At 24.3% G+C, this 7,195-nt stretch carries 6 protein-coding genes and 1 pseudogene; 6 read left to right on the top strand and 1 reads right to left on the bottom strand.

Annotation, left to right across the window (positions count from 1 at the left end; all coding sequences use genetic code 4):
- Window positions 1-58 precede the first annotated feature (58 nt).
- A pseudogene (locus tag C6B38_RS07780) lies at window positions 59-973 on the bottom strand (IS30 family transposase); the annotation flags it as partial.
- A gap of 309 nt (window positions 974-1,282) precedes the next feature.
- Between C6B38_RS07780 and C6B38_RS07775 the strand changes: the two are divergent.
- The 6 genes from C6B38_RS07775 to C6B38_RS07750 are packed head-to-tail and all read left to right on the top strand — an operon-like array spanning window position 1,283 to window position 6,807.
- Window positions 1,283-1,621: a hypothetical protein gene (locus tag C6B38_RS07775; RefSeq protein WP_105299200.1), complete on the top strand. Its 339-nt coding sequence runs from the start codon at window positions 1,283-1,285 to the stop codon at window positions 1,619-1,621.
- Window positions 1,614-3,074 (top strand): PBSX family phage terminase large subunit, encoded by a 1,461-nt coding sequence (locus C6B38_RS07770; RefSeq protein ID WP_162475938.1) that lies wholly within the window; start codon window positions 1,614-1,616, stop codon window positions 3,072-3,074. The genes C6B38_RS07775 and C6B38_RS07770 overlap by 8 nt, the downstream gene beginning before the upstream one ends.
- A gap of 1 nt (window position 3,075) precedes the next feature.
- A complete protein-coding gene (locus tag C6B38_RS07765) occupies window positions 3,076-3,261 on the top strand; it encodes a hypothetical protein (RefSeq protein ID WP_105299198.1) in 186 nt (61 codons plus the stop codon).
- The gene (locus C6B38_RS07760; RefSeq protein WP_105299197.1) at window positions 3,254-4,372 is read left to right on the top strand and encodes a hypothetical protein; all 1,119 of its coding nucleotides are present in this window, start codon (window positions 3,254-3,256) and stop codon (window positions 4,370-4,372) included. The genes C6B38_RS07765 and C6B38_RS07760 overlap by 8 nt, the downstream gene beginning before the upstream one ends.
- Window positions 4,373-4,394: 22 nt before the next feature.
- On the top strand, window positions 4,395-4,616 hold the full coding sequence (locus C6B38_RS07755) for a hypothetical protein (protein WP_146693362.1): 222 nt from the start codon (window positions 4,395-4,397) through the stop codon (window positions 4,614-4,616).
- Window positions 4,597-6,807 carry a hypothetical protein gene (locus tag C6B38_RS07750; RefSeq protein WP_105299195.1) on the top strand — a complete coding sequence of 737 codons (2,211 nt, stop codon included), beginning with the start codon at window positions 4,597-4,599 and terminating at the stop codon, window positions 6,805-6,807. Before C6B38_RS07755 ends, C6B38_RS07750 begins: the two co-directional genes overlap by 20 nt.
- Window positions 6,808-7,195 lie beyond the last annotated feature (388 nt).

Here is a 7,195-nt window from a genome sequence, read left to right as displayed (position 1 = left end):
GGCAAAAAAACAACCCTTGTTAGGGTTGTTTTTTTGCCGCTTCATCGTACATTATACATATAACATTAACTACTCAATCAATTCTTTTCTGATTAACATTATTAAAATCTGTTCCCTTAGGAAAGCGTTTTCTAAATTCACGGTTAATTCTTTCAATTAATGGTTTTTGTTTAGGTGAACCTGGGTCACAATAATAAACATTAGAACCAGTAATCTTTTCCATCTCTTCAAATTTACTAAATTCTTTTCCGCGATCTGTTATTATTCCTTTAATTTTTCCAACTAAACCATTAATTCTAACTAATTCTTCAAGTTTTTCTAAAACTTCATTAGCAGTATGATTTTCTAATTTCATAGCAAAGTATTTTTTACTTGATTGTTCTACTAAAACTAAAACAGCAGATTGATGGTCTTTACCAACGACTGTATCCATTTCTAATCAACCAACATTAGATTCTTTATTTTCAATATCTCAAATTGACCTAAATCTTTCATCTAATTTACCACGATTATCAGGTCTTTTCTTTGTTCTATTTTTTCTACCACCATTTAATAAATTTTTCTTTAACAAACCCAAAAGACCTAAATGAATTCATTTATAAAATGTTTTAAGATAAGCAGGAAATTTAATCCCAAACTTTATTAAAAAACGCTGAATAATTTCTGCTGGTGTATCACCAAAAATATTAAATCTTAAATTTAATCATTTTTGTTGTTCTTCTGTAAATATAGGTAGTTTTTTAATACATTTTTTACGCTTTTTAAAATAATCTTTTTGTGCTTCTATTGCTGTATAATCTTCTATATTTTTAAATCTTTTAATTTCTCTTTTAATAGTATTCACACTGCGATTTGTTTGTCTTGCAATTTCAGATAAATTAAGAGTACCATTTTTCTTTTTACAAGCATTAGAAAATAATAAATCCTTAAATAAATTTCGTTCATCATATTTTAGATGTGTATAATCTTTCATATATTCTGTCTCCAATCTTTTTAAAATTATTTATACACTATTTTTAAAAAACTATTGACAATTATTTTTAAAGTTATACAATTAATTTATAGCAAGTTGCGAATATTTGTCTCTATACTTGTTTTACAAAAAAAGACTTGAAAAAGTCTTTTTTTAATTGTAAAATAAACATAATAAAAATAATATTAAGTTCTTTAATACATTTTGCTACGTTTTTAGTTCTTGATAAGTTTGATAGGTTTTTATACTCTTTTATTTAACCATATTGTTTAAATAATAGCAATTTTAATACGCAAAAAGGAGTAAAAAATGGTAACTTTTAAGACTATTTCAAGTAAAACTAAGGCATTTTTGAAGAAAAAAGACACCAAATTAAGCAATAAAAGAGCATATTTATACTACTTAAAACTACCATTTGATAATTGACAAGATGAAGTTGATACAAAAACCGCTTATTTTATTAAAAATACAATAAATCAATTAGAAATAGAATTGGAATTGGCTTTATTAAATGACAAATATGGCGGGGGAAAGAAAATATATGTTGAGAAATATGTTAAAGATACAAATATAAATAATGCTAATATTGTTATTAATTTTGATAATGTTGATTTACATAAAATAAATGAGGTGATTAAAGATGCTTAAACATTTTTTACATTTAGATGAAATACCAAGATGATTTTATCAACAAAATATTCCTAATGCACCGTGAAATAAAATATATAATCCTGCTGATGAATATAATGAAATAGGAAGTCGTTATAGTGCTAAAACTTTTATGATAAAAGATAATGTAGTTGGCAAATGCTGTGCTATATCATTATTGGTGGGTAAGCCAATATTTATTATTGCTGTTATGAAAATKAATAAAGATATTAGAAATGGAGTATTTAAAAATATTCAAAATACTCTTAATGATATGAATATTAATTATAAAGTTAATTTATCTGAAAATTCTTTTACATTAGATAATGGTACTTATATTATTTGTAAAGGTTTACATTCACAAACAAAAAGAGAAAAATTAAAAGCATTTGCTGATTTAAATAATTATGAATTTGCTATTGAATGAAGAGAAGAAGCAGACCAATTAACACAAGATGATATTACTGAGTTATCATTTGCTGTTCGTGGTGCTAAAAGAAAATTTATTATTAATTCATCTAATCCTGAGTCATTAGGRAGATATATTATTAARTATTGTAATGAAATAATGCCMTTTGATGAACAAYTAATGCGATTAAAATATGATCAGATAGGTAAATTTAAAATTAATTATTATGAAAAGAATAAGAAATTTACTAAAACAATTATTATTCATTATTCTAGTTGAAGATTAAATACTTATTTAGATAATAATATTGTAAGAGACCAATTAGAAATGGAAAGAAGATGGCYATCAAGAGCAAGAGTATGAAGTTGAGGATTACCTGGTCAAGTACAAGGTGCTGTATTTGCTGAATATCTTAAATTTACTAAATTAACATGAAGTTTTGATAAAATACTTGCTGGTGTTGATTATGCTCAAGCAGATAGTCCTAATGCACATAAAACAAGTGCGAGTTTATGAGTATATAATTCAACTTTAAAAAAAGTACATAAAATAGGTAAATATACRCATTCAAATGCAACAATGGAACATCGTAATATATTTGAACAAGCACATGATGTTATTCAATTTTATTTATCTAGTTTAAAGAATAGCACTATTTTTATTGAAAGTGGTTTAAYTATTAATGTTRATTATSGTGGTGGTGGAGAAGCATTTATTGATGTACTTAATGAAATAAAATTAAAATATAGATATGGTAAATTATTAAGATTTGAAAAAGTAGATAAAAGTATATGAAGTGTTACAAATAGAGTTAATTCATTTCTTGCAGCAATGATTAGTGATAAAATGACCCATGATTTAATATTAGAAGAAAGTAATACTGAATATCCAATRATTCAATGAAAAGAAAAACCAAATGGTGGAAAAGAAGAAATAGTTGATTTATATGATGATRAATTTGWTGCTGATTATTATRCATTATCAGAATATATAAGAGAGATTGTTCAATCATCAACTAATAGATTAATAAGGGAGTATATTTAAAATGTATATATATTTAATTGATATAGATAAAATTATTGGAAAATATAAAAAGAATATCCCTAAAAATAATATTTTTGTTTATAAATATAAAAATGATTATAAAGTTTTAAAAGTAGATAAAGTAGAAAAAGACAGTAAGATATTAATTTGTCATCTTGCTAGATTAGGAGTAAATAAAAATGAATAATAATATAAATAATTGATTATCATTTAATAATCGTGATTGAAAAATAAATGTGCCTTTAATTGTTGCACAAAGAAAAGTAAGAATGGAAATTGGGCGTGGTTTACTTTGTRATAGTGAAAATGAACAAGCATTAATACATTGACAAAATTGATATCATAAAAGAAAAATTTATGAAAAATTAATTAAAATGTCATGAACTAAATCATTATTAGGTGTTGCTGTTATGTTTATATATGAAACACATGATGGTGATTTAGATGTTATGTTAGGAACAGCATTATTTACTAATTTTGTATCAAAAATTAATGAARAAGAGCAAGCASCAGATATTTGAATATTACCAAATCAAGATGATACTGGTTATATCTTTCATGTTGTTATTAATGATAAATATATTCAAATTGATTCATATCCTAATGATGAAAATACTCAAGMAGGTGCAACTACTGGAAAAATAGATAAAAGTTTAAGAATTGAAAAAAGAACTTATATTAATAAATTAGGTCGTTTTCCATTAATTCAAATTCCTAATTTTATTCGTGCTAATCAACAAGGTCAAGCATCAAGTACAATGTTAAATGCTTATCCCGATATTTACCCTACTATGTGATTAATTGAAGATTTACAAGATAATTTATTTATTAAAAAGAAAACAAGAAGATTTTCACGAGCAAGAGGTTATATTCAAGCAAMAACATCAGAAATAGATGAAGTAAAAAATAATAAAAAATCTTGAAATGATTATGAAAGTGATTTTGTTATTCAAACTGTTCAAAATAATTATGATTCCAAAGGTGGTGGATCAACTGTTAATTATACTCAAGGGCAATATAATTCAAATGATTATAATTTAGATACTGACCATATTTTAAAAATTGTTTTTCGTGGTATTGGTTTAAGTTGACAAGCAGATGAACAAGGAACTTATACTAATCAAAATCAAACATTAATTATGCAAGCAGAAGATATTGAATCACAAGCAGTATGACAAGATTTTTTATTAGATTATTTATATYGTTTATTTGATTGTTGATGAATATTTCATAAATATTGAATTGCTGAAAATAATAATTGAGATAAAATTGAACGGCCCCTATTCATTAAAATTTAAACCARCAGGAATTATTGACCAAATGCGTTTAGTTGATGTAAATAATACAARATTAGAAAACGGTACAATGTCTCGAGCAAATTATATTCATCTTGTTGATAGTATTCCAATGACTTTTGCTATAAAAGAAGTTGAAAAAATTGATAAAGCACAATTAGAAACTAATTCTAAATTTGATTTAGAAAATRATAATAAAGAAAATGAAAATAYWGGTGGTATAAAAGATGAATTTAAACAAAAATAATAGTAAAGAATTAATACAAATTAATAATCAAGTATTATATACTGCAATGAGAATGGCATCTACTGATAGTAAAGTTATTAAGCGTAAAATCCAAGAATTAGATAAATGATTTATTTTTCCTTTTGTAATTACTAATGGGGTTATTCCATTAACTACAAGTGGATATAAACCAATTAATAGTATTCCGCAAGATTATTCAGATTTTACTTTAGCAATTACTGGTAATGCTACTATTATTGCTCAATKAAAAAATGCTTTTAAATTAAAACAAGTTAATAAAGGAACAGAAGAAAAAAACTTTAAAGATGCTGATAATTTTTATACTAAAATTATTAATCCAATGCATTATCCTACTAATCGTGGTGATATGTATGAAGCATATTTACAAAATAGTACAAGTGGTKCATATTTTTCATCRCAAGGAACGCCTGACCCTATTTTTCAASGTATTTCAACTCAAAGACAATATACTTTATTATCAACAGATAAACAATTTGGTCAAAATGATGAATTAAACCTTTATGTTGTTTTAAATAAAAATAATGAAAATATTGGTGGAGAAACTATTAATAMTTATGAATATAATMAATCTATTCAATGATTATATATTTCTAATATTACAGATTATTATGACCCTTTTGATAATAAAAAGTTTTTATTTCAAGAAATTACATTTAGTAGTGTTAATGACCATTTATCTAAATCAGGTATGGCAATATGACAAAAAATACAACATGGTGCTATTGGTGAAGGTTATTTTTTCCCAAGAATTATTAATGGAATTGTTGATTATGACCCAGTATTAGCCGAAGATGTTGGTGTTAAATGAATTGATTTAAAAGTATTAGGTTTAACTGCTTTTAGTTYTTTWMCTGTTATTGRTCGCCCTATTAAATCARRACAAATTAATAAAAGAGTATATCAACCACGAGATTTATTATTTTCAGATGAATTAAGTGGAATGCCAGATACTTTATTAACTAATTCTAATCCTGCTAATGTTTTATATAATTTACAAGCATTAAGACCTGTTAATCAAACTACTTATGGTGAATGAACTAATATTTTTAATGCATTAGCAGACCCATTAGCAAAGAAAAATGCTKAAGGTGTATTAGGGAGTGATTTAACTGCTACTAGAGCAACAAATACTAATAAAACACCTTTTTGAGATAGTGGATTACAATTTAAACCTAAAGGTGCTTATGATACTAAACAAATACGTAAATTTATTTATCAAGACCCAGAATATAAAAAAGCCCCTTTTGGTGTTGCATCATTTGATTATTCACAATTAAAATCTTCATCATTTCATGATATATTAAATGCTAATCKTTATACACATTCATCAATTTCATTATTACCTTGAGATGTTAATGAATTTACTAAATTTAGTCTTAATAATTTACCTATTGTTGGTAAAATAATTTCATTTTTTGATTTAGGTTTACCAGTTAAATTAATGARTCAAAAAAATACGCAATTAATACCAAAAATAGCACAATTAAATGCTTTTATTGATTATTTAAGTTATGAAATTATTCAAAATAGTTTATGAAAAGATAATAGTGCTGGAAAAGGTAATATTCCTTATGATATGTTTCGTAATGAAACAGAAGACCAAGTTGGTGGTTTAATTGGAAGTAATTCATTAACATTTGGTTGTATGCTTAAATTAACTGATAAAATCAAAACACATTATTATTCTGCAACTGGTCAAGATTTAGGTACAAAAGTTTATTCTACTATTGATTTAGGACAAAATAGAATTAATGTTAATGGTGGTACTGATGAAATTGTAATATTATCGCAAGATTTTCAAGCATTAGATAAAGATACTAAATTAACTAATTTAGATAATAAATTAGATTTTAATCCAACAAAAGATGGAACATTAGAAAGTTATGTAATTGATTTAATTAATTTACAAACTATTGGTAAAACTAATTTTAAGATTACAACATATTCAGAAAATCCATTTACTTTAAATGATAATATTACTGCATTTCAAAATTTTCAAGGTGAATGACAAACAATGGCAAAATTTATTAAACCAAATGGTAATGTTCAAGCATGAAATAGTGTTATTAAAACAAGTGCATTAGATTATGATTTACTTGAAGAAACAACATTTTTTACCCCCAAGCAGTATTACCACCAGATCCATTTACATATAAACCATATACTGTAAATATATTAGATGCTAATACAATTGAACCATTAAAAGCTAACATTACCGCACCAGCACAATGTACTAGTACTAAATCTTTAATTTTTACTTATAACTATAGTTATGTTTTTGTAAATTTATTTAATAATAATTATAATAGTGTATATTATGAATTAGAAGTTGATTTAAAACAAATTAATCCGACAATTACTACTTGAGAACAATTATTAAATGCTTATTCATCAATTCAATTTAATAATCTTAATAATTTACAAGTTGAATGTGGACAACCAAATATAGAAAATTTTTTTCCTAATAGAGATATTAATTTATCTGGTGGTGTTAATAGTTGTGATATTGGTTTTGGTTCATTAAAAAATATAACTTTACAAGAATATGGTTATTCACA

This window comes from Spiroplasma sp. ChiS (assembly GCF_002968355.1).
GTDB lineage: Bacteria > Bacillota_I > Bacilli_A > Mycoplasmatales > Mycoplasmataceae > Spiroplasma > Spiroplasma citri.
This window is presented reverse-complemented; position numbering and strand designations above follow the sequence as displayed.